The 26,444-nt window shown below is 51.2% G+C and carries 18 protein-coding genes, 5 tRNA genes and 1 pseudogene; 7 read left to right on the plus strand and 17 right to left on the minus strand.

Annotated features, from left to right (window positions below):
* Positions 1-78 precede the first annotated feature (78 nt).
* The 3 genes from asnS to purB all read right to left on the minus strand — a co-directional run bounded on the left by asnS (position 79) and on the right by purB (position 4,485).
* On the minus strand, positions 79-1,476 hold the full coding sequence (gene asnS, locus B5G10_RS01765; RefSeq protein ID WP_087423056.1) for an asparagine--tRNA ligase: 1,398 nt from the start codon (positions 1,474-1,476) through the stop codon (positions 79-81).
* Positions 1,477-1,558: 82 nt separating this feature from the next.
* A complete protein-coding gene (locus tag B5G10_RS01770; protein ID WP_087423057.1) occupies positions 1,559-2,818 on the minus strand; it encodes a pseudouridine synthase in 1,260 nt (419 codons plus the stop codon).
* Between the two features lie 323 nt (positions 2,819-3,141).
* Entirely contained in the window at positions 3,142-4,485 is a 1,344-nt protein-coding gene (gene purB / locus B5G10_RS01780; RefSeq protein ID WP_087423059.1) for an adenylosuccinate lyase, read from the minus strand.
* Between the two features lie 129 nt (positions 4,486-4,614).
* Between purB and B5G10_RS01785 the strand changes: the two genes are divergently transcribed.
* From B5G10_RS01785 to B5G10_RS01795, 3 genes are all read left to right on the plus strand, one after another.
* A tRNA-Val gene (locus B5G10_RS01785) sits at positions 4,615-4,692 on the plus strand.
* An 81-nt stretch (positions 4,693-4,773) separates the two neighbouring features.
* Positions 4,774-4,851, plus strand: a tRNA-Val gene (locus B5G10_RS01790).
* 80 nt (positions 4,852-4,931) lie between these two features.
* A tRNA-Val gene (locus B5G10_RS01795) sits at positions 4,932-5,009 on the plus strand.
* 67 nt (positions 5,010-5,076) lie between these two features.
* Here B5G10_RS01795 and B5G10_RS01800 read toward each other — a convergent pair.
* From B5G10_RS01800 to B5G10_RS01815, 4 genes and pseudogenes are all read right to left on the minus strand, one after another.
* Positions 5,077-6,603 (minus strand): hypothetical protein, encoded by a 1,527-nt coding sequence (locus B5G10_RS01800; protein ID WP_087423060.1) that lies wholly within the window; start codon positions 6,601-6,603, stop codon positions 5,077-5,079.
* A 295-nt stretch (positions 6,604-6,898) separates the two neighbouring features.
* Positions 6,899-6,983: transfer RNA gene (locus tag B5G10_RS01805), tRNA-Lys, on the minus strand.
* Between the two features lie 209 nt (positions 6,984-7,192).
* The gene (locus B5G10_RS01810) at positions 7,193-8,038 is read right to left on the minus strand and encodes a leucine-rich repeat domain-containing protein (protein ID WP_143241024.1); all 846 of its coding nucleotides are present in this window, start codon (positions 8,036-8,038) and stop codon (positions 7,193-7,195) included.
* A gap of 227 nt (positions 8,039-8,265) precedes the next feature.
* Positions 8,266-8,511 (minus strand): annotated as a pseudogene (locus B5G10_RS01815) (IS982 family transposase); the annotation flags it as partial.
* A gap of 32 nt (positions 8,512-8,543) precedes the next feature.
* On the opposite strand from B5G10_RS01815, the gene B5G10_RS01820 reads away from it, so the two are divergent.
* Positions 8,544-8,960 (plus strand): hypothetical protein, encoded by a 417-nt coding sequence (locus tag B5G10_RS01820; RefSeq protein ID WP_087423062.1) that lies wholly within the window; start codon positions 8,544-8,546, stop codon positions 8,958-8,960.
* Between the two features lie 368 nt (positions 8,961-9,328).
* Here B5G10_RS01820 and B5G10_RS01825 read toward each other — a convergent pair whose 3' ends face one another.
* The 4 genes from B5G10_RS01825 to B5G10_RS01840 form a co-directional block, all read right to left on the minus strand.
* Complete coding sequence (locus B5G10_RS01825) at positions 9,329-9,925, minus strand: hypothetical protein (protein WP_143241025.1); 597 nt, start codon at positions 9,923-9,925, stop codon at positions 9,329-9,331.
* Between the two features lie 421 nt (positions 9,926-10,346).
* Positions 10,347-10,419: transfer RNA gene (locus tag B5G10_RS01830), tRNA-Lys, on the minus strand.
* 136 nt (positions 10,420-10,555) lie between these two features.
* The gene (locus B5G10_RS01835; RefSeq protein WP_087423064.1) at positions 10,556-11,371 is read right to left on the minus strand and encodes an MBL fold metallo-hydrolase; all 816 of its coding nucleotides are present in this window, start codon (positions 11,369-11,371) and stop codon (positions 10,556-10,558) included.
* A gap of 137 nt (positions 11,372-11,508) precedes the next feature.
* The gene (locus tag B5G10_RS01840) at positions 11,509-12,216 is read right to left on the minus strand and encodes an SAM-dependent methyltransferase (protein ID WP_087423065.1); all 708 of its coding nucleotides are present in this window, start codon (positions 12,214-12,216) and stop codon (positions 11,509-11,511) included.
* A gap of 146 nt (positions 12,217-12,362) precedes the next feature.
* Between B5G10_RS01840 and B5G10_RS01845 the strand changes: the two genes are divergently transcribed.
* Positions 12,363-13,787: an rRNA cytosine-C5-methyltransferase gene (locus B5G10_RS01845; protein WP_343285879.1), complete on the plus strand. Its 1,425-nt coding sequence runs from the start codon at positions 12,363-12,365 to the stop codon at positions 13,785-13,787.
* Positions 13,788-13,900: 113 nt separating this feature from the next.
* Here the strand turns inward: B5G10_RS01845 and B5G10_RS01850 are convergent, their stop codons facing one another.
* A complete protein-coding gene (locus B5G10_RS01850) occupies positions 13,901-14,467 on the minus strand; it encodes a hypothetical protein (protein WP_087423067.1) in 567 nt (188 codons plus the stop codon).
* Positions 14,468-14,475: 8 nt separating this feature from the next.
* Positions 14,476-17,007, minus strand: coding sequence for a thiol protease/hemagglutinin PrtT (locus B5G10_RS01855; protein WP_087423068.1), 2,532 nt, complete (start codon positions 17,005-17,007; stop codon positions 14,476-14,478).
* A gap of 377 nt (positions 17,008-17,384) precedes the next feature.
* Between B5G10_RS01855 and B5G10_RS01860 the strand changes: the two genes are divergently transcribed.
* Positions 17,385-19,514 (plus strand): alpha amylase C-terminal domain-containing protein, encoded by a 2,130-nt coding sequence (locus B5G10_RS01860; RefSeq protein WP_087423069.1) that lies wholly within the window; start codon positions 17,385-17,387, stop codon positions 19,512-19,514.
* A 270-nt stretch (positions 19,515-19,784) separates the two neighbouring features.
* Positions 19,785-22,034 carry an inorganic phosphate transporter gene (locus B5G10_RS01865; RefSeq protein WP_087423070.1) on the plus strand — a complete coding sequence of 750 codons (2,250 nt, stop codon included), beginning with the start codon at positions 19,785-19,787 and terminating at the stop codon, positions 22,032-22,034.
* A gap of 207 nt (positions 22,035-22,241) precedes the next feature.
* On the opposite strand, the gene B5G10_RS01870 is transcribed toward B5G10_RS01865, so the two are convergent.
* The 4 genes from B5G10_RS01870 to B5G10_RS01885 all read right to left on the minus strand — a co-directional run bounded on the left by B5G10_RS01870 (position 22,242) and on the right by B5G10_RS01885 (position 26,197).
* Positions 22,242-22,718, minus strand: coding sequence for a gliding motility lipoprotein GldH (locus B5G10_RS01870; protein WP_087423162.1), 477 nt, complete (start codon positions 22,716-22,718; stop codon positions 22,242-22,244).
* 12 nt (positions 22,719-22,730) lie between these two features.
* The gene (ricT, locus tag B5G10_RS01875) at positions 22,731-24,125 is read right to left on the minus strand and encodes a regulatory iron-sulfur-containing complex subunit RicT (protein WP_241147700.1); all 1,395 of its coding nucleotides are present in this window, start codon (positions 24,123-24,125) and stop codon (positions 22,731-22,733) included.
* Between the two features lie 118 nt (positions 24,126-24,243).
* The gene (gene rny, locus B5G10_RS01880; RefSeq protein ID WP_087423071.1) at positions 24,244-25,785 is read right to left on the minus strand and encodes a ribonuclease Y; all 1,542 of its coding nucleotides are present in this window, start codon (positions 25,783-25,785) and stop codon (positions 24,244-24,246) included.
* A gap of 97 nt (positions 25,786-25,882) precedes the next feature.
* Positions 25,883-26,197, minus strand: coding sequence for a cell division protein ZapA (locus tag B5G10_RS01885; protein WP_087423072.1), 315 nt, complete (start codon positions 26,195-26,197; stop codon positions 25,883-25,885).
* Positions 26,198-26,444: the final 247 nt, after the last annotated feature.

The following is a 26,444-nucleotide window of genomic DNA, read 5'->3' on the forward strand; positions in this document are numbered from 1 at the left end:
AAAGCGACAGAGCCGCCCCGGGGACAATCGGTCCCGAGGCGGCTCTGCTCTGTATAAGTCTTACCGTATGTCCTTGAATTAGAACTCGGCGTTCTTGGGCGTACGGGGGAAAGGTATCACATCGCGAATGTTGGTCATGCCGGTAACGAACAGCACCAGGCGCTCGAAACCGAGACCGAAACCCGAGTGAGGTGCGGTACCGAAACGACGGGTATCGAGATACCACCACATATCTTTCATGGGGATATGCAGCTCCTCGATGCGCGAGAGCAGCTTTTCGTAGCTCTCCTCACGCTGCGAACCACCGATGATTTCGCCGATACGGGGGAAGAGCACATCCATGGCACGCACGGTCTTGCCGTCGTCGTTGAGTTTCATATAGAAGGCCTTGATCTCCTTGGGATAGTCGGTGAGGATAACCGGTTTCTTGAAGTGCTCCTCAACCAGGAAACGCTCATGCTCGCTTTGGAGGTCGGCGCCCCAGTAAACGGGATATTCAAATTTGTGGCCCGACTCCTCGAGAATCTTCACACCCTCGGTATAGGGCAGACGCACGAAATCGTTCTCAACGACAAACTTCAAGCGCTCGATCAACTCATTGTCATACATCTGGCAGAGGAATTCGAGATCGTCCTGACAATTGTCGAGGGCATAGCGAATGAGGTATTTGAGGAAGTCCTCGGCCAAGTCCATATTCTCTTCGATTTCGTTGAAGGCAACCTCGGGCTCTACCATCCAGAACTCGGCCAGGTGACGGGGCGTATTGGAGTTCTCGGCACGGAACGTGGGGCCAAAGGTATAGATGGCACCCAGCGACATGGCTCCGAGCTCGCCCTCGAGCTGACCCGACACGGTGAGGCTGGTGGGCTTGCCAAAGAAGTCGGCGCTGTAATCGACAGCCCCATCGTCGGTGCGGGGCACGTTGTTAAGGTCGAGTGTCGTTACCTGGAACATGGCACCAGCACCTTCGCAGTCGCTGGCCGTGATGAGCGGCGTGTTCAGATAGAAGAAGCCGCGGTCGTTGAAGTATTTGTGAATGGCATAGGCCAAGTGGTGACGGATGCGGAACACGGCACCAAAGGTATTGGTGCGGGGACGCAAATGGGCAATCTCGCGCAGGAACTCGAGCGTGTGTCCCTTCTTCTGCAAAGGATACGAATCGGGATCGGCACTGCCATAGAGCTCGATGCTCTCGGCCTGAATCTCGGCCTGCTGTCCTTTACCCTGCGACTCGACCAGCGTGCCAATGACACTGATGCAGGCACCGGTCGTGATAGGTTTCATCTCGGCCTCGGTAAACTTCGAGAGATCGACTACTATCTGTATATTTTTAATCGTAGAACCATCGTTCAAGGCAATGAAGTTTACATGCTTATTACCCCGGCGCGTACGCACCCAGCCTTTTACATTTATCCTTGTTCCGTAAAGAGATGCATCAAAGGCATCGACAACTTTGGTCCTTTTCATTGTTTCCATACTCTTTCAATCTATTGGTTTTAAGCACCGCCGCCCCGAACGGGTTTCCCGAGCGGGGCGTGTGGCTATTTGACTATTTTACTTATTCAAACGAACCCATCTGCAACATGTTCACCTCTTGTTGCGTGAGGTAACGCCAGCGGCCGCGTTGCAGGTTTTTCTTGGTGAGACCGGCAAAATAGACGCGGTCGAGTTTGACTACCCGGTAACCCAGAGCCTCGAAAATACGGCGCACGATACGGTTGCGGCCCGAGTGGATTTCGATTCCCACCTGGTTCTTGTCGGTATCGTTGGCATAGCTCACGGCATCGGGTTGTATGGGACCATCTTCCAGCTCTACCCCATCGGCAATGCGCTGCATATCCTCTTCGTTCACGTCGCGATCGAGCCAAACGTGATAGATTTTCTTCTTGATGAACTTGGGGTGCGTGAGCTTCGAGGCAAGGTCGCCGTCGTTGGTGAGCAGCAGCACACCCGTGGTGTTACGGTCGAGACGACCTACGGGGTAGATGCGCTCGGTGCAGGCGTTGCGCACGATGTCCATCACGGTGAGGCGGTCCTGCGGGTCGTCCGAGGTGGTCACGCAATCTTTTGGTTTGTTCAGCAGCACATAGATCTTGCGCTCGAGGGTAACGACTTTGCCACGGAAGGTTACCGTATCGTTGCGGGTAATCTTCGTACCCAGCTCGGTTACCTGCACGCCGTTTACCATCACTTCGCCGGCCTGGATATACTCGTCGGCCTCACGACGCGAGCAGATGCCCGCATTGGCCATGAACTTGTTGAGACGAATCGGTTCGTTGGGATCTACCTCGGGCAGTTCATACTCGATGCGTTGCGGACGGCTGTTGAAATTCTTGTTGTTGCGACGTTGTTGTGGCCGGTTCTGGTTATACCGGTTGTTGCCATATCCGCCCTGGCGGTTCTGGTTGTAGCCACCCTGGCGATTCTGTTTGGGGTAGTAGGGGCGCTCGTTCTCGCCGTAAGGACGTTGTTGATAGCCCTCACCCCCTTCGTTGTTGCGATTGTAGTCCTGATTGTACCGCGGAGCGTTGTTGTAGTTGTTGTTCCGACGGTTGTTACCATATCCGCCCTGACGGTTCTGATGATATCCGCCCTGGCGATTCCCATAGTTATTGGGGCGTTCATTGGCATAGGAGCGATTCCCTCCCTCACCATAATTACTGTTGCGGGAGTAGTGTGGACGCTCGGTATTTACGCCATACGATGCATGTCCCTCTTCTCCACCTCTTTTGTACTCTACTTTCTCATATCGTTCGGTCATGCCTTCACGGTTCGATACCCCGATACGAGGGCGCTTAGCTCTTTTTTCGCTTTCCATAGGAATTAATTGTAATTAAAAAACACAAGCCTCTCGGCCTAACTAAAATTATCTATTGTTCTATCGATTATTTTTTTACCTTTTTCGCGGCAAAGATACAAAGGATTTTCCATTTCATCTCTTTCACAATCAAATAAGTTATCATTTTCTTCTTAAAAAAACAAAAGGCAATTCTCTTTGTTCGCTCGGGATGAAAACGGGTATAAAAAGCACCGATTCTTCGGCGCCCTGCCTTCATCGAGAATAACAGGTGCAACCCAAGAATCGGCTTATACAGTAGAGGGCTCGCCTTTCAACAAGGCAGGCCGTGAATTACTTGACGCTTAGAACCCGGTGTAGGTGTGCGGCGTGATGCGGCGCAGCTCTTCCTTAACCGACTCCGACACGTTGAGGGTGTCGATAAACTCGCGTATCGACTCGGCATTGACTACCGAGTTGGTGCGGGTGAGGGCCTTCAAGGTCTCGTAGGGGTGCGGATAACCTTCGCGACGCAGAATCGTCTGGATACCCTCGGCTACCACATTCCACATCTGATCGAGATCGTGATAGATAGCCTTCTCGTTGAGCAGCAGCTTGTTCAGCCCCTTGATGGTGCTGTGGAAGGCGATGAGCGTATGAGCCAAAGGCACGCCTACGTTGCGCAGCACGGTCGAGTCGGTGAGGTCGCGTTGCAAACGCGAGATGGGCAACTTCTTGGCCAGGTGCTCAAAGATGGCATTGGCCAGACCCAGGTTACCCTCGGAGTTCTCGTAGTCGATGGGGTTTACCTTGTGAGGCATGGCCGATGAACCTACCTCGCCCTCTTTGATTTTCTGCTTGAAATACTCCATCGAGATGTATTGCCAGAAGTCGCGGTCGAGGTCGATGACTATCGTGTTGATACGGCGCAGGGCGTCGAACAGGGCAGCCAGGTTGTCGTAGTTCGAAATCTGGGTCGTCCAGGCTTCACGCTCAATGCCGAGACGCTCTTTGAGGAAACGGTTCCCGAAGGCAGGCCAATCGATATCGGGATAGGCAAAGTGGTGGGCGTTGAAGTTACCCGTGGCGCCACCGAATTTCCCGCTCATGGGCACAGCCTTGAGCAGCTCGATCTGTTTCTCGAGACGGTATCCGAATACCCGTATCTCTTTGCCCAAGCGGGTGGGCGATGCCGGCTGACCATGCGTCTTGGCCAGCATGGGTATATCTTTCCACTCCTCGGCATAATGGTTGATCAGGCCCAACATCTCGTCGAGCACCGGCATATAGCAGTCGTGCAGTGCCTCTTTTATCAACAGGGGTACCGACGTGTTGTTGATATCCTGCGAGGTGAGACCAAAGTGGATAAACTCCTTATAGGCCTCGAGGTGCAACTCGTCGAATTTCTCCTTGAGGAAATATTCGACCGCCTTTACATCGTGGTTGGTGACCGACTCAATCGACTTTACCCGGGCGGCATCGTCCTCGGTAAAGTTTTGATAGATTGCCCGCAAGGCCGGGAAGAGGTCGTGACTCACCCCCGAGAGTTGGGGCAAGGGCAACTCGCACAAAGCGATAAAGTACTCAATCTCGACCCGTACCCGGTACCGGATAAGAGCCCACTCCGAAAAATAGAGCGCCAAATTTTCCACCTTGTTGCGGTAGCGGCCATCGATAGGCGATATAGCCGTGAGTGATGATAATTCCATAATCTGTGTTTTGAGTGAAACGGAGCACAAAAATACGATTTCCTGCGTAATTTTATCGAATAATTTTCTTTTTTGTTTTGGAAATAAAAAAATTGTGTTACCTTTGCATCGCTTTTCCGGAAGCAATCCGGGCGTTTAGCTCAGCTGGTTTAGAGCATCTGCCTTACAAGCAGAGGGTCGGCGGTTCGAATCCGTCAACGCCCACCACCAAGGCCGGTATAACCGGTGCACATGGAGAGGGAGAAGAGAAAACCCTGGAGTGGTGGCAAAGCCGCTACAAAAAAACAGGGGCGTTTAGCTCAGCTGGTTTAGAGCATCTGCCTTACAAGCAGAGGGTCGGCGGTTCGAATCCGTCAACGCCCACCAAGACCGAAGGAAAGGCAATCAAACACCGATTGACGGTCGAATAAAACCCTGGAGCGGCGACAAAGCTGCCACAAAAACAGGGGCGTTTAGCTCAGCTGGTTTAGAGCATCTGCCTTACAAGCAGAGGGTCGGCGGTTCGAATCCGTCAACGCCCACCACTCACCAAAAACAACATATATGTCCGCACTTGTAAGCAATCGCTTGCAGGTGTTTTTTATTTTCACCCTATTTATCCCGATACTCCACACTCGACCCGATGCGCCGCCGACCCTTGTGACGTATCGCACTGCCACAGCAGGTGCAACGATAGTAGAGATAGAAGTGCTCGGTAGCGGTCGTCTCCCGCTCGACATACTCGTCCACCGTATCGGTTACCACCAGGGTGTTGCTTTGCCGCTCGACCTTGCGCGAGAGCAACCGGTTCGCGTCGTGCTCATCGACCGTGACTACCACGTGCGAATCGCCCCGCCCCAGAAACTCGAGCGAGTTGACCCGGTGACAATGCGGACAGCGCAAATCGACATTCACCCCCACCAGCATCCACGCAATGGCAATGCCTACATAGACAAAGAATATATTGACCGAGGGGGTCGATAGATAGAACAGATACAGATGGAAGACGATGAGCACAAACAGCACCGACAGAAACTTGACCATCCCGTTGGAGAGTGGCCGTATATAGAACAACGTGCGACGCAACAGCCACGGCAACAGGAAGGCCAGGAAGAGCAACAGCAGCGTATCGACTACCCCGGCCACTCCACGGGCCATCCAGCGGGGCATAGTGCGGCTACCCAAATTTCCGTAGGGATAGGCCTCGTAATAACCGGCCTGTACATAGTTGGGGTTGACACGAATAATCGAGTTAACAAGATGCGAGAAGAACGGCAGCGAACGGGTAGGCTCTCCCGACAGGCTATAGCCGGCCAGGGTATCGTTTTCGAACGTCAGCATCACGGTCTTGTACAACGCCGAGTCGTTTTGCAGCACATCGATACTGGGGAGATAGGCATACTTGCGCTTCCCCTCGACCACCACGCTCTGCGCCGGTTCATACCGGGCCTCGACAGCAGCCAGGCTGTCGCCCTTGAACTGTTCCAGCTCCCGATCAAAGGCTACCAACCGATCGGTAATGAGCTGTTTCTCATCGGCACTGCGGCGGGTATAAACAAACTCCTGCCCGCGAATAGGCCAATAAATGGGCTCGAAAGCCAGCTCCTCGCCATTGTCGAGTATGTAGAGATAGGGATAGGCGCTCTGTTTCGTCTCAGACTTCATGGGATTCTCGGCCAGCCGCTCCACCCGCTCGACCTTGAAAGGTTTCAACTCGCCATCGACCTTGAGTTTCACCTCCAGTCCGGTAGCAGCCTCGGGCACCACAGCCAATCCCCGCGTGCCATCCGGCAACTCGACCTGATACTCGGCCCACGGTTTGTAACTGAGCAAGACAGGTTCATCGGGCAAATCGTAGCAGATAGCCAGGATACGCACCGTAGTCCCGGCCGGCAACCGACGCACCTGCTCCTCGCCGTCAACGCCCACGACCCGCAGGTCGGTACTCCAGCGCAAGGTCACCTCGCGCGAATGGGTACGCACCTCATCGACACGCATCGACGAGTAGTCGAGCAGATTCCACCACCCGAAGTTGGTCCACGGCAAAATACAAAGCAAAACCAAATAGATGATTACACCATAAACGATGCGACGCACCTCGCTATTCTTATCTTCCACCTTGTAATGACTTCTGTCCATATATCCCCTTTTTACCGATTAATAATAGATAGCTCTCGATTCCCGAACAGGAACAATTTCGAAACAAGACGCCGAACCACATCCTGTCTTATCCAAAGATAGAAAAAACTTTTTAAACTATTTCACAGAAGGAATATCTTTTTTACACACGAGCCACATTTCGGGAACGTGCCTCCATTCCAACAGCGCCACCACGCTCCCCCAAAGAGAAGAGCAACACGCTCCGTCACCCCCATCCATTTATACAAGGGCACAAAAAAAAGCGCCTACATTTCGATGTAAGCGCTGTCGTCTGTGACCCCGGAGGGGCTCGAACCCTCGACCCAATGATTAAGAGTCATTTGCTTCCAAGATTAGCCAATAAACTTTTAAACGGGACCAACAAAATGATTGCATTTTGCGATTCATCAGAGTTATCCCCTGTCATTTATCTTTATCTCCTTTCTATTTCAGAAGATGATCACAATCGATTTATAATCTCGATATAAAGCTACCATTTCAGGTCCCAATGAAGTTCATGGTTAAACAAAAAGATACCGACCTCGAAAATAACTATCAGGTCGGTATCTGAGAATTTTTGGCATTTATTTCAGAACGCCACTTTACGATTACCGCGGGAAGTTTGTAAGATATAGAATCCGTCAGGGAATCGCAATTCATTGTCGTTACCACTGTATACCTCACGACCATTCAAATCGTAGATGCGAATCTCTTTACCCGCAGGATTATGCAACATGCCTCCACTCACTATAATATCGCCAACTTCAACAGCATTAATGCCAGATTCAACATCTTTAATCGCACCAAAGTCTCTCCAAACCTCTGCAGTCCTATATTTATCAACACTTAAAGAAGGGACAAACAATTGGACATCGCTAAGACCAACATTTTCGAAAACATTTGACAAAATTTGTTGGGGCTCTTTGGCATAGTTTATGACCTTTTGCAGCCCAAAGCAACCCGAAAAGGCTTGCTCGCCGATTGATGTAACAGATTCAGGAATGGTGACTGAGGTTAGCCTATAGCTGCTTAAAAACGCATCATCTTCGATAGATATAACAGATTCTGGGATTATGTAAGTAGTTCTACTATTTCCCATAGGGTATTGAATAAGAGTTGTTGCTTCGAAATCAAATAAGACTCCATCAATGGATTTATAGTGATTATTTCCATTCTCTACATTTATCGTTGTCAGTCTAAAGCTGTTGGAGAAAGCCTTATCGCCGATTGATATGACAGATTCAGGAATGGTGACTGAGGTTAGCCCATTACAGCCCCAAAAAGCATAATTACCAATAGATATAACTGAATTCGGAATTATATAAGCAACTCTACTATTTCCCATAGGGTATTGAATAAGAGTTGTTGCTTCGAAATCAAATAAGACTCCATCAATGGATTTATAGTGATTATTTCCATTCTCTACATTTATCATTGTTAGTCCAGAGCTGTTGGAGAAAGCCTTATCGCCGATTGATATAACAGATTCAGGAATGGTGACTGAGGTTAGCCCATTGCAGTAATAAAAAGCATAATCGCCAATGGATGCAACGGAACTTCCAAGCATTATGGAAGTTAGTCCGGAACAACCATAGAAAGCTGATTCACCAATAGAGGTAACTAAATTTGGAATAACGACCGAAGTTAGTCCAGAACAATAACATATTCCTGTAGCTTTGCAAACAACAATGGCTTACTGTCAATACCAACAGTTTCTGATGTCATATTCAATGCCATTATTTCAAGGTCTGAGAATCCAGGGACTACTCCTTTTCTAGGCACATTCCCTGATTCATTGACAAAATTTCCAGCTACTTGCTTGCATATGTTCAGAAATTTTGCGAATATTGCATATAGTTTGTGTGTATGATATTTGCCCATTAAAAGTATACATAACTTTTTATACATAAATCTTTTATCAATTTAATTCCACTAACGGTATGAAAACAGGAAATTTATTCAAAATTCTTTTATTAATAATCTTTGCAACGACATTTGTCGCATGTGAAAGCGAGGAAAAAGATGGAGATTGGGAAGCGATGAAATGGGAAACCAATGTATCAAATATCAATAAAAACAAGATAGAAGTACCCAATGAGGGTGGCGTTTATGTCATTAAATGTACGAATTATAAAAGTTTTTGGATTAATGCGTTGTCTGAAAACGGTGAGTCTCTTCCAATAGATAATGAAGATGAAAAAATAGAAAGAGAGTGGTACTCTATAAAAATAAATGATGGAAACACCATGACTGTTTCGATTCTATCGAATAGTAGTGATGACAATAGAACTTTGAAAATAGGAATTCAAGCAGAAAATGCTTTTGATTCATTTTTGTTTGAGCAAAATAAGAACTAAGATAACTTTTGTATTCCTAGGAATAGCTATAATATTTTAACATGATAAAATTTAAGAGGGAGGACCACACGATTCTCCCTCTTAAATTTTACTACTCAAAGAATAGCAGATATTCCATCTTTCTTCTCAACTTAATGCGCGTTATGGTGCTGTAAAGAAATATTGAATAAATTAAGCAAAATACATTACCTTTGTTATCGTCTTAAACAATAAGCTAAAACTGAAGTGGAATATTGGAAACGAATTGCATAGAAAAATAGAAGATACAGCCTATATTGTTATCCTAATTGAGTTAATAATCAATAAAAGCGTTAAATCTTCACCCTTTAGAATGTACAATTAAAGACAATGACCATATTTCTGACTTATTACCTATAAAATATTGAGTAATAATCGGTTGTAAATACTAGGATTGTATATATGGTATGCCCATCACTTACCAAAAATTCAGAATTTTCCGGCGTGATAATTTCAGTCAACATATCGTTGAAACGAAGGGCATCATATTCTATATTTTTGAGGGTAGCCGGTAGAATCAACCTCCGCAAAGTAGAACTACCTTCATACCATTTACTAAGAGAATTATCTCTCACTTCCGCAAAAGCATGAATTGGAAGTGTATTAGCTTCATAGGTATGATACCAAACTCTATCATCTACCATCCAATCAGAGGTAATAGGAGCATAGCATCCTTCGTCCCCCTCATACGAAACAATTTCGGCCTCTGATAAATCTAATATTCGAGTGCTATTTATTGTTACTGCTTTTAATGTTTTAAAATCACGAGCATCTATTTCTCCTGTTATTTTAAGATACATGGCTGTTAAAGCCTCTTTTGACAATTTCAAATTTCCTGCACTAGAAGAATTCAATACTACAACTTCAGCAGACCATAACGAAGTTGGGAATCCTAACAATGCCATTGCAAGAAACAGACCAATTGTAATAATACGATTGATTTTCATAATATTTGAGAAATTTAAAGAATTCTAATTATTAGTATCTTGGTGAAGATCTTACTAACTCCCCTATATAAGACAGTGCAAATTTAAATAAAATTGTTATATAAAAGTTTTTTTTGAAAATAATTTACATATGGTTCTTCCAAAAGTTCCAAGCCTTAGACTCGATGAAAACGCCAAATTCTTGCCATCGTTTCTTATCGCTGTTATAGATATAAATTATTAAAAGAGGTCGCCATTAACAAAAGCTTTGACTTAGTCAACTAGCAACGTACGATATTGATGGTTGCGCTCATAGAACACTTTCAAACCTAATCGACCAAATTCCCGATGCGCTCCACTGCCTCCCTCTTTTTCCGCAGAGAGCCCGAGCGCAAGTGACACAAAAAAAGCGCCTACATTTCGATGTAAGCGCTGTCGTGTGTGACCCCGGAGGGGCTCGAACCCTCGACCCAATGATTAAGAGTCATTTGCTCTACCAACTGAGCTACGGAGTCATTCCTGTAGGAACGGGTGCAAAGGTAATGCTTTTCGAGAAATACACCAACGATTCTTCAAAAAAAATTTACCTCAACCCTCAAATTTCGTAAAAAACATCGGTTTCTCCCTCTCGCACCGACCCTCTGGCAAAGGTTATTCCTCGGGCTCTTCAAAGGTATAGAGTGCCGAAGGGTGGTTGCGGGTAAGCGCTACCAGTTCCACATCCTTGCCCACGCGGATACCCTCTTCGTAGAGCCGGTTTTCGATAGTCTTGTAGGCCAGTTCGGGGTGGTTGTTGTCGCCGCTCAGGTGACACAGGAAGATGTTACGCAAGGCCGGCGTATAGATGTGAGCCAGATAGTCGGCCGTGCGGGCGTTGTCCATGTGGCCGTTGTCGGCGAGAATACGCCGCTTGAGGTGAGGCGGATAGGTGCCATGCTGCAACATGGCCTCGTCGTAGTTCGACTCGATAACCAGGTAGTTGGCCTGCCGCAGATACTTGTCGGCCGTAGGGGTAATGGTTCCCAGGTCGGTGGCAAAGGCAAAATGAAGATTGCCGTAGGTAATAAAAAAGCCCACGTTGTCGCTCCCGTCGTGGGGCACCTCGAAGGCGGTAATGGTGAAATCCTTTATCTTGAACGGCACCTCCTTAATGATGGCCCGGTGGGCACTATACACTTTATCGACCATGCAGTAGTTGCGGTTCATGCCGTTCTTGATAGTCTCGGTAGTATAGATGGGGATTCCGTATTTTTCGCCCAGCGTTCCGGCGGCCTTGATGTGGTCGGCATGGTCGTGGGTGATGCACAAGGCGACGATTTTCTCAAACGGGATGCCATATTCTCTCAACACTTTTTTGATTGTGCGCACCCCTTTGCCGGCATCGATCAGTATGCCATACTCTTCCGTTCCCAAATAATAACAGTTGCCGCTGCTTCCGCTGGCCAAGCTCAGAAATTGCAAGCTCATATCCTTTTTTCTCCTCGGGGTACAAAGATAGGTTTTTAGCCGCACAATAGAAAATTATCGGCCACAAGATATATGAGTTTCCCTTGCAATTTTTAGCCTCTCCCCACCTGAAGTTACCGGGATACTCCCCCTACCCGCTATTTGTAGAGCAGGAAAATGGCCGGGGTCTTTTGATAGTTGTACGAGGCCTTGGCCCATTCGCTCAGCGACAGGGTGCGTATGTTCTCGTCGGGGCAGGTAATGTTGGCGGCCACACACAGACGGGTATGCGGGCGACAGGCGCGCACGAGGTCCTCGATCATCTTGTGGTTGCGATAGGGAGTCTCGATGAAGATTTGGGTCTGGTCCTCGGTATAGGCCCGTTGCTCAAGTTGCTTGATACGCTTGGTCCGCTCGGCAGCCTCGATGGGCAAATAGCCCTGGAAGGCGAAACTCTGCCCGTTAAACCCCGAGGCCATGAGCGACATCAGTATCGACGAAGGACCTACCAACGGCACGACCGAAAGATGCTCGCGCTGGGCTATCGCCGCCACATCGGCCCCCGGATCGGCCACGGCGGGACAACCCGCTTCGGAGATTACCCCCACGGCACTCCCCTGCCGCAAAGGATTGAGGAAACTGCTCACCTCGGTAGCCGGTGTGTGACGATTCAACTCATAAAAGGTGAGGTCGTCGATGCAGATATCGGGGTTCGACTTCTTGAGGAAACGGCGTGCCGAGCGTACATTCTCGACTATGAAATGACGTATTCCGGCTATTACTTCGCGATTGTAGGCGGGCAACACCTGGTCGATGGGGGTATCGCCCAGCGGCACGGGTATGAGGTATAAGGCGGCTTTGAGCATAACGACTTTTTTGGTACATACTGAATCTATCGGCAAAAATACCTATCTTTGTAGGATATAGGAAGCATCGCGGCAAAAATCTCGAGTAAAATCGTTCTTTGTCTTTGCCTCCCTGCACCAAAATGTTCCTAACGACCTACCCGATTATGATGGAATTACCCGCTGCGTTTATCGACCGCACCCGCCGACTGCTTGGCTCCGACTATGACCGATTCGAGCATGCACTCGGCACCGAATCGCCCGTGAGCATACGACTCAACCCGGCCAAGAGCCGCCTGGTGGAAGCGCCCGGCGAAGTTGTGCCCTGGTCGCAATGGGGATACTATCTGCCCGAGCGACCCGCCTTCACCTTCGACCCCTGTTTCCACGCCGGGGCCTACTATGTGCAGGAAGCGGCTTCGATGTTCCTGCACCGAGTCATCGACCAGTACATCGACACCCCGGTGCGCTACCTCGACCTCTGTGCCGCTCCCGGCGGAAAATCGACCGATGCCATGGCTTCGCTCCCGGCCGGCAGTCTGGTGGTGAGCAACGAGGTGGTACCCAACCGGGCCTATATCCTGGCCGAGAATATGGTCAAATGGGGCTCGCCCTACTCGATAGTCACCCGCAACGAGGCGGCCGACTTTGCCCCACTCGACGGGTACTTCGACGTGGTGGCTACCGATGTACCCTGCTCGGGCGAGGGGATGTTCCGCAAAGATCCCAATGCCATAGCCGAATGGTCGCCCGCCGGTGTGGGCCGCTGCGCCGAACGCCAGCGGCAGATTCTCACCGACATCTGGCCGGCTCTGCGACCGGGCGGACTGCTCATTTACAGCACCTGCACCTATAATACCGAGGAGAACGAAGAGATGGTACTCTTCCTGATGAACCAACTGGGAGCTATCCCACTTGCCGTCGATACCGACCCGGCCTGGGGCATAGCGCCGGCTCTCATGCCGGGGGTGATCGCCTACCGCTTCATGCCTCATCGCACACGGGGCGAAGGTCTCTTCATGGCCGTGCTGCAAAAGCCCGGCAAGCCCGACGACTCGCTGCGTGCCCGGCTGCTCGACACTCCATCGGGCAAACGCAACAAGAAGGGAAAGGCCCCGGCTCCGGCTACCTCGGTACCCGATGAGTGGCGCCACCGGCTTGCCCACCCCGACAACTTCGATTTCGTGTCGCGCAACGACACTTTCCTGGCCATTCCCCGTGAATATCGGGCCGACTATCAACTGCTCGACCGGCACCTCACCCTGTTGCACGCCGGCATTGCCCTGGCCACAGCCAAAGGGCGCGACTACATACCCCACCCGTCACTCGCCCTCTCGACGGCTCTTGACCCCGAAAAGAGTCCCCGTTTCGAAGCCGACCTCGCCACCGCGCTGGCCTACCTGCGACGCAAAAGCATTGTGTTGCCCCCCAACCTGCCACGCGGCTATCTGCTCGTGGCCTACCACGGCTTCCCCCTCGGGTGGGTCAAGAATTTGGGCAACCGGGCCAACAACCTCTACCCGCAGGAGTGGCGCATACGCAGCGGCTACACCCCCGACTCCCTGCCAACCCTGCCCATCGAGCATCTGTAAAAAAAAGACGGCAGCTATTACGACTCTCCATCCTCCCCCCCAAAAAACGACAATGAGGGCATGGCCACAGCCACACCCTCACTACCTATTTACGCTCTTATTGAATTATCCGATTACCGTTTCGGAGCCGGCACCCGGTCCATCGCCACGGGCAAATCCACCTTACGGCACCCGGCAAAGCCCTGCTCGATAAGCTGGTTCAAAGCCTCCACCTCATTGGCATTGCTGCCGCGCTTGCCACACACATACATCTCGGTCAGCGGGTAGCGCTCCAGGATTTTAGACTCGAGCTCCTCCAGACTCGGCACCTTGTCCAGCCGGCTGTACTCTTCGTAGGTATAGTTCAGGAAAGCCACGTGCTCGTTGATTCCACGATTGTCGAGCCAATAGCCGTCGGCCAAAGCCGTAGGTTTGGCCAATTGTCCCTGATAATAGAGATCGACAGGCGCAGGATAAGAGACAATGTGCTCGTGCCTGGCATCCATCGTAACCGGCACATAGTCGCTGAAGTCGCGAATTGTTTTATACACGATAGCCGACGGGAGAGCCTGGTCGGGCTTTGCCCCCGTGAGCACTTGCCCCGGCTCTGCCTTATCGGGAGCCTGAGCGGCCGGTTTGGAACTTTTGCAACCTACACTGAGCATCAACATGGCCGAGCAAAGAAAAATAATCGGTTTCATACGGGTTTCTATTTCTTGATAAATTGAGTTGTCTTCACCTCTTGATTCGTGCGCACTCGCAACAGGTAAGTACCTGCCTGCAAATCGGCCACGGGTACCTGTATCACCCCATCGGTCTCGGGGGTGAGGCGCAAGAGTTCGCGTCCCGAGAGGTCATATATCGCCAGATCGACTACCTCGCCGGCCGGACGTACATAGAGCGTCTCCTGCACCGGGTTGGGATAGACCGCCAGGTTGTCACTCTCTGCCTCGTTCAAGCCGGTAGGAGTGCCCAGCGTAAAGTAGATATAGCTGTTTTCATAGGGTGTAAACTGCACCCATTCAAAACCGTTGAGATAATAGAGCACAGCTAGGTAAGTACCCTCTCCGAGGGTAAGCGCATCGCTCATTTTCACCTCGACCTCCTCATTGGTATCGACAACCACCTTTTGGTAGCCCAGGTATCCTAACGAGCCTTGCTCCTCTTCCGAATCGGAGAAGATGAACGCAGCTATACTGTTGTCGAAGTAAGCTCCTTTGTTGGTAATGCGAGCAGTCATGCGAATATCGGCCCGGTTCACATGATCATTATCTCCCTCTATTGTCAATGGCGAGAGCAGTTGCAGGTCGGGTGTTCCCTCGGCTGGAGTTTCATGTACGGTAACTCGCTGGATATCGCCTATAGACTGTATCCGAAAAATATTATCGATTGAATTATAATAGTCACACATGAGCATCAGATCATATTCACCAGGTTCGACCGGAACCGTTTCGGATATTTCAAAGGTTTGGGTTTCGCCCGAAGCAATGACCACCGGGTTGATTGCCCCCATGGCAATCTGGTTTTCATCGGCAGCCGACCGCCACAGCAAAATCAGTCCCGATACATATTCATCCCCGTGGTTGGTCACCGTATAGCGGAACTTCCCTTCACGATTTGAATACAGATTTCCCAAGATCTCGAAGGAGTCTTGTTGCAAATTGACAGGTTCGTTATATACCCCAGAGAGATAAATCTTGTCGCCACTTACCGTCATATTCATATAATTGTACTCATTGACAGGAGTCCGCACAAAATGATAGTCGGTCTCGCCTTCCACCCGATAAACGACATAAAGGCGGTAACGTCCATCGGGCACACTCTCGGGAATATTGATAATGAAACTTCCCGAACCAAAACCATACATAGGGTCAAGAGTAAGAAGCGACTCATTCAAAGCGAACACATCCATAATCTCACCCGACTGATTGCATAACGCTACACCTATATATCCCGAGAAGGAGCGGGCATCTCTATTCCACAAACCTTTAAATATGGTCAGGAAAGACTCGTCACGTCCCACCTCCTCGACATTGGCAACCAGCGCCGTGTCTAATTGTATCTCATATTCCTCACGCACGGGCATATCCTGAGGCTGTATGCCCACGACAGCAGCCTGTCCCCTATTATAGCCACTGCTGCTGCCACCGGTACCCTGGGCCAGAGGGGTAAGATTGGAGAGTATGAAATATCCGTTTGACAGGCCGCTCCATCCCCAGTTGATGTGGAACAGGCCGTTGGTATCGTAGCCATCGCACACAAAAGCGTGTCCTCCCTCCTCGTTGGAGCCACTGTAATAGACCGGACGATTCTCGTCCAACTCGTGACGGATAATCGAATCCCACTCGGCCTTGGTATAATACTCCCGAGTCAAATAGGCCATATTCTCGTTATAATCGAAGTATTGTCTCAGAGCTATGGGAACATCGATACTATATGCCCCACTCTCATACCCGTAATCCATCCTCACCGAGAGTCCGCAATGATACATCAGGGGAGCGATGGCAGCCTTCTCTTCGGCCGTACTCTTATTGTTATAGATCGGGGTGATATGCTCCCAATCGTAGTAGGTATTCTCAATATTCGTCTCAGGCATCTCGAAACCGTTGCTTGTCGTAGTATAAGCAGGTATCGTGCCCGTTCCCTTCTTAGGCCACTGGTGATACCCCATAATCTGGGCCATGGCCGTAGCCACACAACCTACCGCGGTCCTCATATCATTGTCCATCACGGGGCACAAGTCGTTGTAGGGGGAACTCTGGTCCCACAAAATGCTGCCCAGCAACGGAGCGACCGATTTACCCGTGGCTTGGGCAGAACGCTCGACCGACTTTACGGGGAGATCAATTACCTCGGGCGAGGCTGCGAGGGCCTCGAGTTCGGTCGCATAGGACCCCAACAGGAACCTGAAGTTATCGGGCAGGCTGTCGATATCGAACGAGCCGGAATCGGAGTATCCCAAAATTTCGGGAGCCCGGTCGTCGGCCGATACGATGACAAAACCCGCATCTTTGTTAAATACATAATACAACGGTTGTGAAGCTTCGCTGCGCGTATAGGCAAGTCGGGCCGGCACTCTTGTCCCCTTTTTCAAATAGCCGGTATTCCCGGTAAAACCGTTGGCTATCTGCTGGGCCTGTTGCAGGGTGCGAGGCTTGGCATACAACGATAGAGCCAACGAAATACAAAGTGTGAACGTAAAGATTCTACTCACACGATTACTCTTGATACTGTCAAACATACTGTCTTTCTATTTCACCGATTAATTATACTCGGGTTATCCCCTCTTGTTTTTATATTATTTCAATCAATGGTGCAAATATACAAAAAGGTGAGAGCCGAAACAAAGGGAGACACAGTTTTCAGATTTTTCCCGGCCAAGCGACATCTTTCCTTTCATAAAAACTTTTTCACAGCCGCGCACAATGTTTCGCTCCTTAAAGTTTCATATATCGGTTTTTTTATTACTTTTGCATACAGGAACATGACGGGGAACCGGCCTTTGGTTCAGAGACGAAGACACACTCTCGCCGATGTCGTTCTCGCCGTGTTTCGACCAGCAGGAGGCGGCTGCGGCTCACCCCTGCGGGCATGTAGTTTTCCTTTAAAAACAGCCCTATGAAAACTCTGAAACTGATAAAAAACGATCCTTGGCTGGCTCCTTACAAACAAGCCATCGAGGGCCGGCACAACCGTGCCCTGGACAAAATGGCCGAATTGACCAACGGTAGTGGCAACCTCTCTGAATTTGCCGACGGATACCTCTACTTCGGGCTTCACAAGGAGAAAAGCCACTGGGTATTCCGGGAATGGGCACCCAACGCCAATGCCATTTACCTGATTGGTACCTTCTCGGACTGGAAAGAGCAACCCCAATACAAACTGCTGGCTATCGGTGGCGGCGTGTGGGAGATAAAACTTCCCCTCAAAACCTTGCACCACCTCGACCTCTATAAACTATCGGTTCACTGGAACGGCGGACAGGGCGAACGTATCCCCGCCTGGGCTACCCGCGTGGTACAAGACCCCGAGACCTACATCTTCTCGGCACAGGTATGGGCTCCCAAACAACCGTTCACATTCACCAAGACCAACTTCAAACCCAAGACTTCGCCCCTGCTCATCTATGAATGTCATGTCGGGATGGCCCAACAGGAGGAGAAGGTGGGTACCTATAACGAATTCCGCGAGAAGATCTTGCCCCGCATCGCTGCCGACGGATACAACGCCATACAGATTATGGCCATCCAGGAGCACCCCTACTACGGCTCCTTCGGCTACCATGTATCGAGCTTCTTCGCCCCGTCGTCACGATTCGGCACCCCCGACGACCTGAAGGCTCTCATCGACGACGCCCACAAACGGGGTATCGCCGTGATTATGGATATTGTCCATTCACACGCCGTCAAAAACGAGGTCGAGGGACTGGGACGATTCGACGGCTCATACGACCAATACTTCTACGGCGACAACCGGCGGGAACACCCGGCATGGGATTCGCTCTGCTTCGATTATGGCAAGAACTCCGTGCTGCACTTCCTCCTCTCCAACTGCAAATACTGGCTCGACGAGTTCCACTTCGACGGCTTCCGCTTCGACGGTGTCACCTCGATGCTCTACTACAACCACGGGCTGGGACAGGCCTTCTGCTCCTACGACGACTACTACAACGGCGGCCAGGACGACAACGCCATCGTTTACCTCACCCTGGCCAACGAACTCATCCACCAGGTCAACCCCCACGCCATCACCATTGCCGAGGAGATGAGCGGCATGCCGGGGCTGGCCGCTAAATTCAAAGACGGCGGCATCGGGTTTGACTACCGCATGGCCATGGGCATACCCGACTTCTGGATCAAGACCATCAAGGAGAAGAAAGACGAAGACTGGAAACCCACCGCCATATTCTGGGAACTGACCAACCGCCGGGCCGACGAAAAGACCATCAACTATGCCGAGAGTCACGACCAGGCCCTCGTAGGCGACAAGACCATCATCTTCCGCCTCATCGACGACGTGATGTACTGGCACATGAGCAAAAACGACACCAACTTTGTCGTCGATCGCGGTATGGCGCTGCACAAGATGATACGGCTCGTAACCCTCTCGACCATCAATGGCGGCTACCTCAACTTCATGGGCAACGAGTTCGGTCACCCCGAGTGGATCGACTTCCCCCGCCAGGGCAACGGCTGGTCCTACAAATATGCCCGCCGCCAGTGGGATCTTGTGGACCGCGAAGACCTCAAGTACCAATACCTCGGAGCCTTCGACCAGGCCATGATTCACCTGGTAAGCCAAAAGAAGAAGTTCGAGCAAACCCCCATCGTCAAGCTGTGCGAAAACGATGGTGACCAGGTACTCGCCTTCATGCGCGACGACCTGCTGTTCGTCTTCAACTTCCACCCCTGCAAGTCGTTCAACGGCTACGGCATCCTGGCTCCGGCCGGCGAATACACCACCCTGCTCAGCAGCGACGATCCCGAGTTTGGCGGCTACGGTCTCGTGGACAAGAGCGTGCCCCATTTCACACGGCGCGACCCTCTCTTCGAAAAAGACAAGAAAGAGTGGCTGCTGCTCTACCTGCCTGCCCGGTCGGCTCAGATACTCCGCCGAAAGAAACCCGAGGAGATAGGCATTGCCGAAACCGAAGTCCCCGAAAAGAGAGGTCGGGAAAAGGCCGAAAAGGTTTCTGCCCCCAAAGCCACCCGAAAATCGTCAAAGGCCCCCAAGAAACCGAGCAAATAGTCCCCGGCTATTCACCATACACCACAAAGAGGAGCTGTCGTGAAAGATTGCTCCTCTTGTTGTATGCCCCAACTTGCCAACCAAGCCCGGGAAGTCTTGCACATTCCAGTCCATCTATAGCACTAATAATCAGCAGAGAGACAAGGGGAATAGCCCCCGCCTACCTCTTTCCCAAGGGTGAAAAGAAATAAGATAGATATATGTTTGTAACGTTTCTGTAACATGAAAATCGTTCCTTTGCGCTGTGAAAAAACATGCAAATTGGAGATTATGGAAACATTCTATCTGATTATCGTTATCTTTATTTTCTTCATCGCCGTCTTTGACCTGTCGGTAGGTGTAAGCAACGATGCCGTCAACTTCCTCAACTCGGCCATCGGATCCAAAGCCGCCTCGTTCAAAGTGATCATGGCCATCGCGGCAATAGGTATTTTCGTGGGAGCCTCCATGTCGAACGGCATGATGGATATTGCCCGGCACGGTATATACCAGCCTCAGTACTTCTACTTGAACGAAATCATGTGTATCCTGCTGGCGGTCATGCTCACCGACGTAGTGCTACTCGATGTCTTCAACACAATGGGTCTGCCCACCTCGACAACGGTATCGATGGTATTTGAGCTGTTGGGTGGTACCTTCGCCCTGGCTATCGTCAAGACCGTAAACAGCAACGGGCTCTTGCAGATGGGCGACCTTATCAATACCGACAAAGCCCTGCAAGTAATTATGGCCATCTTCGTCTCGGTTGCCATAGCCTTCTTCTTCGGTGTAGTAGTACAATACATTGCCCGGTTGATCTTCAAATTCAACTACCGGCGCCAACTGAAATATTTCGGAGCCCTCTTCGGTGGGTTTGCCGCCACGACCATCATCTATTTCATTCTCTTCAAAGGGTTGAAGGACTCGACCTTAATGACTCCCGAAACCCGGCAATGGATTCACGACAATACCCCGCTGCTGCTGGGCTGCTGCTTTGTCATCACCACAGTGCTGATGCAGATACTCTCGTGGCTCCGCGTGAACGTGTTGAAGGTGGTTGTGCTGCTGGGCACTTTTGCCCTGGCTCTGGCATTTGCCGGCAACGACCTAGTGAACTTCATCGGTGCGCCTTTGGCCGGCTACTCGGCCTACACCGACTATGCAGCCAATGCCAACGGAATAGCTTCCGACCAGTATCTGATGACCTCGCTGCTCGACTCGGCCAAGACCCCGTCGGTATTCCTCATCGGCTCGGGTATCATCATGGTAATCGCCCTGCTCACCTCCAAGAAGGCGCAAAACGTAATCAAAACCTCGGTTGACCTCTCGCGACAAGAGACGGGCGAAGAGAACTTCGGTACCTCGCCGATTGCCCGTAAACTGGTGCGCATGACCACCAACACCTCGTCGCTCATCATCAACAACATACCGCCCAAAGCCCGGGCATGGCTCAACAGCCGTTTCGACAAAGACGATGTGATACTCGAGCATGGCGCCGCCTTCGACCTGGTGCGGGCCTCGGTCAATCTGGTATTGGCCAGTCTGCTCATCGCCCTGGGTACCTCGCTGAAACTGCCCCTCTCGACAACCTACGTTACCTTCATGGTGGCTATGGGTACCTCGCTGGCCGACCGGGCCTGGGGCCGCGACAGCGCCGTGTACCGCATCACGGGTGTTATCTCGGTCATTGGCGGATGGTTCATCACGGCCGGTGCAGCCTTCCTCTTCTGCTTCATCGTCACGATGATTGTCTATTTCGGTGGCACCATCGCCATCATCCTGCTGAGCATACTGGCAGCCTATATGCTCATCCACAGCCAAATCGCCTATAACAAGAAACTGAAACAAGAGAAGAAAAGCTCGCTGGCTCAGCAACTGGTGGCCAACAAGGACAAAGACGAAGCTCTCGTTCTGTTGCGTCAGTTCAGCCGCGAAGAGTTTGCCAAAGTGATGGGTTGGAGTGCCGACCTTTATAACCGGGTGACTACGGGTTTCCTCCACGAAAGCTACCGCACCCTGCGCAAAGCGATGGGCGACATCGAAACCGAACGACGCTACTTCAAGCAGGTAAAGCGACTGGGTACAATAGGCGTTTCGCACCTGAACGACCAGGTGGGTCTGGAAAAGGGTCTCTACTACTTCCAGGGTAACGACTTCTCCAACGACATTATACACGCCATCAAGCGCACCTGCGAGCCGTGTCTGGAACATACCGACAACAACTTCCAACCGCTGGCACAAAGCCAAAAGAACAGTTTCGGCACCATTGCCCAGGAGATTGTCCAATTCCTGGAGCAAAGCCAGCAGATCATCGAGAAGAACAGTTTCGACGAACTGCCCGCGATTTACAATCGGGGCAACGCCCTCATCAACCAACTGGGTGTTCTCAAACGGGAGGAGATACGCAGCATGCGTGAACAGGTTTCATACATCAAAGTGGGCATTGTCTATCTCACCGTCATTCAGGAATCGCAGAATGTGGTAGCCTACTCGATCAACCTGTTGAAGATGAACCAGAAATTCCAGGAAGAGAATCAATAAATCAATATTAAGTCTCAATTTGCATCTTTTAATTTTTGAGAACAGGGGCCGTCTGTTGCGCGAGCAAAAGGCGGCCCATCCTTTTTCTTATACTCACAGAGATTCTCTCCCAAGCACCAGGATACCCAAGCATAAAAAAGAGGTGCGTCCCTGTCCAAGAGACACACCTCTATGAATCTTATCGCATGCGACCCGGTATCGAGCCTTCTATTGCTTTTCGGTATGAGGAGCAATGCGTATTCCCACATCGGAGATTCCGCAAATGCGATCGTCGCGCATGGCCTGTTGAATGGTGACTACCTGCTCGCTCCCGAAACGGAAACTGTCGTCGAGCAAAAGCTCCTGCTGGTAGTACGAACCCCAGCCTCCTCCCGACCAACGGCCAAACTCGTCGGCCAACTCGCAGTTGACCGTGTCGGTCTTTTGGGAACCATCGGCATCGGTATAGGAGACAAACAGCCACAAGTTGCGGTAGGCATAGTCGCCGTTGTGACGCAAGGTGAGAAATAGGTCGTAGCGACCCGTCGAGTCGGGCCACTCGGGAGTAAACCGCTGCACGTCGCGCTTGAACCATCCATTCTTGGGCAACGTGTTGAACTCGTTATAGACATCGTTCTGCCCACACGAGAGCATCCCGCCCAGCAGCAATCCTGCCAATCCTATACGAAACCAACCTTTTTTCATGATAACCATGCATTACTCTTTCTTCTCGGGAGCCGTAGGCTTGGGTGCGGGTTTCGGCGCCGGTTTTTGAGCAGCCGATTTGGGAGCCTGCTTAGGCGCCGACTTGGGCGTTGCGTTTTCGCCTCCCTCCTTGCGGGGCTGCTGGCCATTATTGGCCTCCTTGTCGCCGCCTCCCTTCTTGCCGTTGCGAGCGGCTTTGTTCTGCCCCCGGTTACCGTTGTTGTTGGCATTGCCCGACTTGTTGCGTGACTCGTTGGCCTGTTGGCGGCGACCGTTATTGTTACCACCACCATTACCGCCGTTGCCTTTTTTCTTGCTCTTCTTGGCCTTGTCGAAACGGGTGAGGCTGTCCTGTCCCACCACATCTTCAAACTCTCGGCGTTCGGGAGCACGGGCACCGGCTTCAGACTCGAGCGTATCGGGTTTCACCCCCTTCTTGTTGAGTGCAATCACCTCGAACACCCGCTCGGCACTTATCGTCACCACGTTGGCCGCCATCGACTTGTCGGTCGAATAAGACATCTCGCGTTTGAAAATATCGGTCTTGAAATGGTAGTAGGTATTGAGTTTCGTCTCGAGCGGAATCTCGCGCGAGGGGAGTCGCTTTTGAGCCTCGACGTAGGCGTCGGCCTCATAATTGAGGCAACACTTCAACTTGGCACACTGCCCGGCCAGCTTCTGCGGGTTGAGGGCTATATCCTGGTAGCGGGCAGCACTGGTGGCTACCGATACGAAATTGGTCATCCAGCCCGAGCAGCACAGTTGCCGGCCACAGGAACCCAGTCCGCCAATGCGGCCAGCCTCTTGCCGGGCACCGATCTGCTTCATCTCGATACGCACCCTGAAGACCTCGGCCAACACCTTGATGAGTTGACGGAAATCGACCCGCTCGTCGGCTATGTAGTAGAAGATGGCCTTGTTGCCGTCGCCCTGATACTCGACGTCGCCTATCTTCATGTCGAGGTGCAGATCCTCGGCAATCTTGCGAGCCCGAATCATGGTGTCGTGTTCCTTGGCCTTGGCCTCTTCGAACTTCTCGAGGTCATTGGGCTTGGCCTTGCGATAGATGCGCTTCAACTCGGGGTTGTCGATCTTGACGTTGTTCTTCTTCATCTGCAACAAGACCAGGCGACCGGTGAGGGTTACCTCGCCGATGTCGTGTCCCGGCGAAGCTTCGACAGCTACCAGGTCTCCGGGCACCAGTCTGATGTGTGTGGTGTTGCGGTAGTACCCCTTGCGGGTATTCTTGAACCGCACCTCGACAAGGTCGGTATCGTCGTGCGACTCGGGTATGTCGGCCAGCCAGTCATAGACCTCGAGCTTTGCCCCCTTGCGGCGGCAATTGGCCGATGTGAGTTGCGGTTTTTCCGACGGGTTTGTCGTATGATTGTCGTTTGTATTGTCCATTTGCAGTAGTCGTTAACAGCGACAAAGGCCCCAGACCGTACACGAAATGTATATTCGGGTAACGCCCTACGGCCTCGTCGTCGGTTGAGTAAAAGTGGAGCGGTATGGCGTCTCCCTGTTATTTGGCGAAACTTACGGCACGCGTCTCGCGAATGACGGTAATCTTCACCTGTCCGGGATAGGTCATCTCGTCCTGAATACGTTTTGCGATTTCGGTTGACAGATTTTCGGTTTCGGCATCGTCGATCTTGTCGGCACCTACAATCACACGCAACTCACGACCGGCCTGGATGGCATAGGTCTTGAGCACACCGGGATAAGAGAGGGCCAGTTGCTCGAGGTCGTTCAAACGCTTGATGTAGGCCTCGACGATTTCACGACGGGCTCCGGGACGGGCTCCCGAGATGGCATCGCACACTTGTACGATGGGGGCCAGCAGGCTGGTCATTTCGGTCTCGTCGTGGTGAGCACCGATGGCGTTGCAAATATCGGGTTTCTCTTTGTACTTCTCGGCCAGTTTCATACCCAGCAGTGCGTGCGGCAATTCAGGCTCCTCGTCGGGCACTTTGCCTATATCGTGCAGCAGACCGGCACGACGAGCCTTCTTGGGATTCAAGCCCAACTCCGATGCCATGACAGCACAGAGGTTGGCCGTCTCGCGCGAGTGTTGCAACAGGTTCTGCCCGTAGGACGAACGGTATTTCATCTTGCCCACCAAGCGGATAAGCTCGGGGTGCAGGCCGTGGATACCCAGGTCGATGGCGGTGCGTTTACCGGTTTCGATAATCTCCTCCTCGATCTGCTTGCGCACTTTGGCGACCACCTCTTCGATGCGGGCAGGGTGGATGCGGCCGTCGGTTACCAGCTGGTGCAGAGCCAGACGGGCAATCTCGCGACGCACGGGATCGAAGGCCGAGAGCACGATGGCCTCGGGGGTGTCATCGACAATAATCTCTACTCCGGTAGCGGCTTCGAGGGCGCGAATGTTACGACCTTCACGACCGATGATGCGGCCTTTGATTTCATCCGATTCGATGTGGAATACCGTTACCGAGTTTTCGATGGCGGTTTCGGTGGCAACCCGTTGGATGCTTTGTATCACAATGCGCTTGGCCTCTTTGTTGGCCGTCATCTTGGCATCGTCCATGATATCGTTGATATACGAAGCAGCCTGTGTTTTGGCCTCCTCTTTCAACGATTCGACGAGGCGCTCCTTGGCCTCTTCGGCCGATATGCCCGAGAGATGCTCGAGACGCTCGACTTCCGATTTATGCAGTTTTTCGAGCTCTTGTTTCTTCTTCTCTACCAGTTCGAGCTGGGTGTCGAGGTTGGCACGCACGGCCTCGGTCTCGCTCTTTTTGCGCTGCAACTCCTGTTGTTGTTGCGAGAGCTGCATCTCACGTTGCTTGAGTTTCGACTCGGCCGACTGAATCTTGGCATTGCGAGAATTAGCCTGCTTTTCCATCTCGGCCTTCATGTGGATAAACTTCTCTTTCACCTCGAGCAGTTTGTTTTTCTTGATGACCTCGGCCTCTTTCTCGGCCTCCTCGAGAATAGTCTTGGAGCGAGCCGCCAACAGGTAGCGATTCACCAGAAATACAACGAGACCGCCTACCACAAGACCGCCTACAATTGCAGAGATTAATAGTATGTAATTCATCGTTTCTAAATTATAATTATAAAAAAAGCACTACCAGCCGCCCAATCAATGGGGCTGCCGCAGTGCAGGAACTATCTCTATTTTCGATACCGCTATTCTATTTCGATAGGGTATGTTCGTTCAATATTTTTTCCGCCTCGACGTCGAGTCGTTTCAAATCGGCCAACAGGGCTTTGCGGTCTTGTACCATCTCGCAATACAGCCGCGCAATCTCTACCGCGACCATTGCCATTACCGATTCCGAGTCCATCACTCCGTCTTTGTACTTGTTCTTGTAAAAAGCCCAACGCTTGTTGAACAAGTCGGCGGCGTCTCTCCAATATTTTTCATCCGCTCCGTAATCGACCCGCAAGGCTAACGGGTTTTTCAGGTCGGCAATTCTCAGAGTTATCCTTAATTTATCATCGTTCATAGCATCCTATTCGTTCAAGAGTGAGATGCACTTATCGATTTCCCGCACCAACCTGGCAAATCTGGCTTTCGTTTCGGCGGCACTCGACCCCTCTTGTGCGGTGATAGAGCGAGAGAGTTTCAAGTTCTTGTATTTTCGTTCCAACTCGTCGCATCTTTTCTGCAATGCCAGCATCTCTTGCTCGCATTGTGCCAAGCGGTCTTTGAGAGTGCCGTTCTCGTGTTCGACAGATTTATATAAATCGCTA

The sequence above is a fragment of the Barnesiella sp. An55 genome (assembly GCF_002161555.1).
GTDB classification, from domain to species: domain Bacteria; phylum Bacteroidota; class Bacteroidia; order Bacteroidales; family Barnesiellaceae; genus Barnesiella; species Barnesiella merdipullorum.

What these genes read in the sequence shown, in the direction of transcription:
- asnS (WP_087423056.1), bottom strand. Translation starts at nt 1,476, where the DNA reads ATGGAAACAATGAAAAGGACCAAAGTTGTCGATGCCTTTGATGCATCT.
- B5G10_RS01770 (WP_087423057.1), bottom strand. Translation starts at nt 2,818, where the DNA reads ATGGAAAGCGAAAAAAGAGCTAAGCGCCCTCGTATCGGGGTATCGAAC.
- purB (WP_087423059.1), bottom strand. Translation starts at nt 4,485, where the DNA reads ATGGAATTATCATCACTCACGGCTATATCGCCTATCGATGGCCGCTAC.
- B5G10_RS01800 (WP_087423060.1), bottom strand. Translation starts at nt 6,603, where the DNA reads ATGGACAGAAGTCATTACAAGGTGGAAGATAAGAATAGCGAGGTGCGT.
- B5G10_RS01810 (WP_143241024.1), bottom strand. Translation starts at nt 8,038, where the DNA reads ATGATAAATGTAGAGAATGGAAATAATCACTATAAATCCATTGATGGA.
- B5G10_RS01820 (WP_087423062.1), top strand. Translation starts at nt 8,544, where the DNA reads ATGAAAACAGGAAATTTATTCAAAATTCTTTTATTAATAATCTTTGCA.
- B5G10_RS01825 (WP_143241025.1), bottom strand. Translation starts at nt 9,925, where the DNA reads ATGAAAATCAATCGTATTATTACAATTGGTCTGTTTCTTGCAATGGCA.
- B5G10_RS01835 (WP_087423064.1), bottom strand. Translation starts at nt 11,371, where the DNA reads ATGAGCTTGCAATTTCTGAGCTTGGCCAGCGGAAGCAGCGGCAACTGT.
- B5G10_RS01840 (WP_087423065.1), bottom strand. Translation starts at nt 12,216, where the DNA reads ATGCTCAAAGCCGCCTTATACCTCATACCCGTGCCGCTGGGCGATACC.
- B5G10_RS01845 (WP_343285879.1), top strand. Translation starts at nt 12,363, where the DNA reads ATGATGGAATTACCCGCTGCGTTTATCGACCGCACCCGCCGACTGCTT.
- B5G10_RS01850 (WP_087423067.1), bottom strand. Translation starts at nt 14,467, where the DNA reads ATGAAACCGATTATTTTTCTTTGCTCGGCCATGTTGATGCTCAGTGTA.
- B5G10_RS01855 (WP_087423068.1), bottom strand. Translation starts at nt 17,007, where the DNA reads ATGTTTGACAGTATCAAGAGTAATCGTGTGAGTAGAATCTTTACGTTC.
- B5G10_RS01860 (WP_087423069.1), top strand. Translation starts at nt 17,385, where the DNA reads ATGAAAACTCTGAAACTGATAAAAAACGATCCTTGGCTGGCTCCTTAC.
- B5G10_RS01865 (WP_087423070.1), top strand. Translation starts at nt 19,785, where the DNA reads ATGGAAACATTCTATCTGATTATCGTTATCTTTATTTTCTTCATCGCC.
- B5G10_RS01870 (WP_087423162.1), bottom strand. Translation starts at nt 22,718, where the DNA reads ATGAAAAAAGGTTGGTTTCGTATAGGATTGGCAGGATTGCTGCTGGGC.
- ricT (WP_241147700.1), bottom strand. Translation starts at nt 24,125, where the DNA reads ATGGACAATACAAACGACAATCATACGACAAACCCGTCGGAAAAACCG.
- rny (WP_087423071.1), bottom strand. Translation starts at nt 25,785, where the DNA reads ATGAATTACATACTATTAATCTCTGCAATTGTAGGCGGTCTTGTGGTA.
- B5G10_RS01885 (WP_087423072.1), bottom strand. Translation starts at nt 26,197, where the DNA reads ATGAACGATGATAAATTAAGGATAACTCTGAGAATTGCCGACCTGAAA.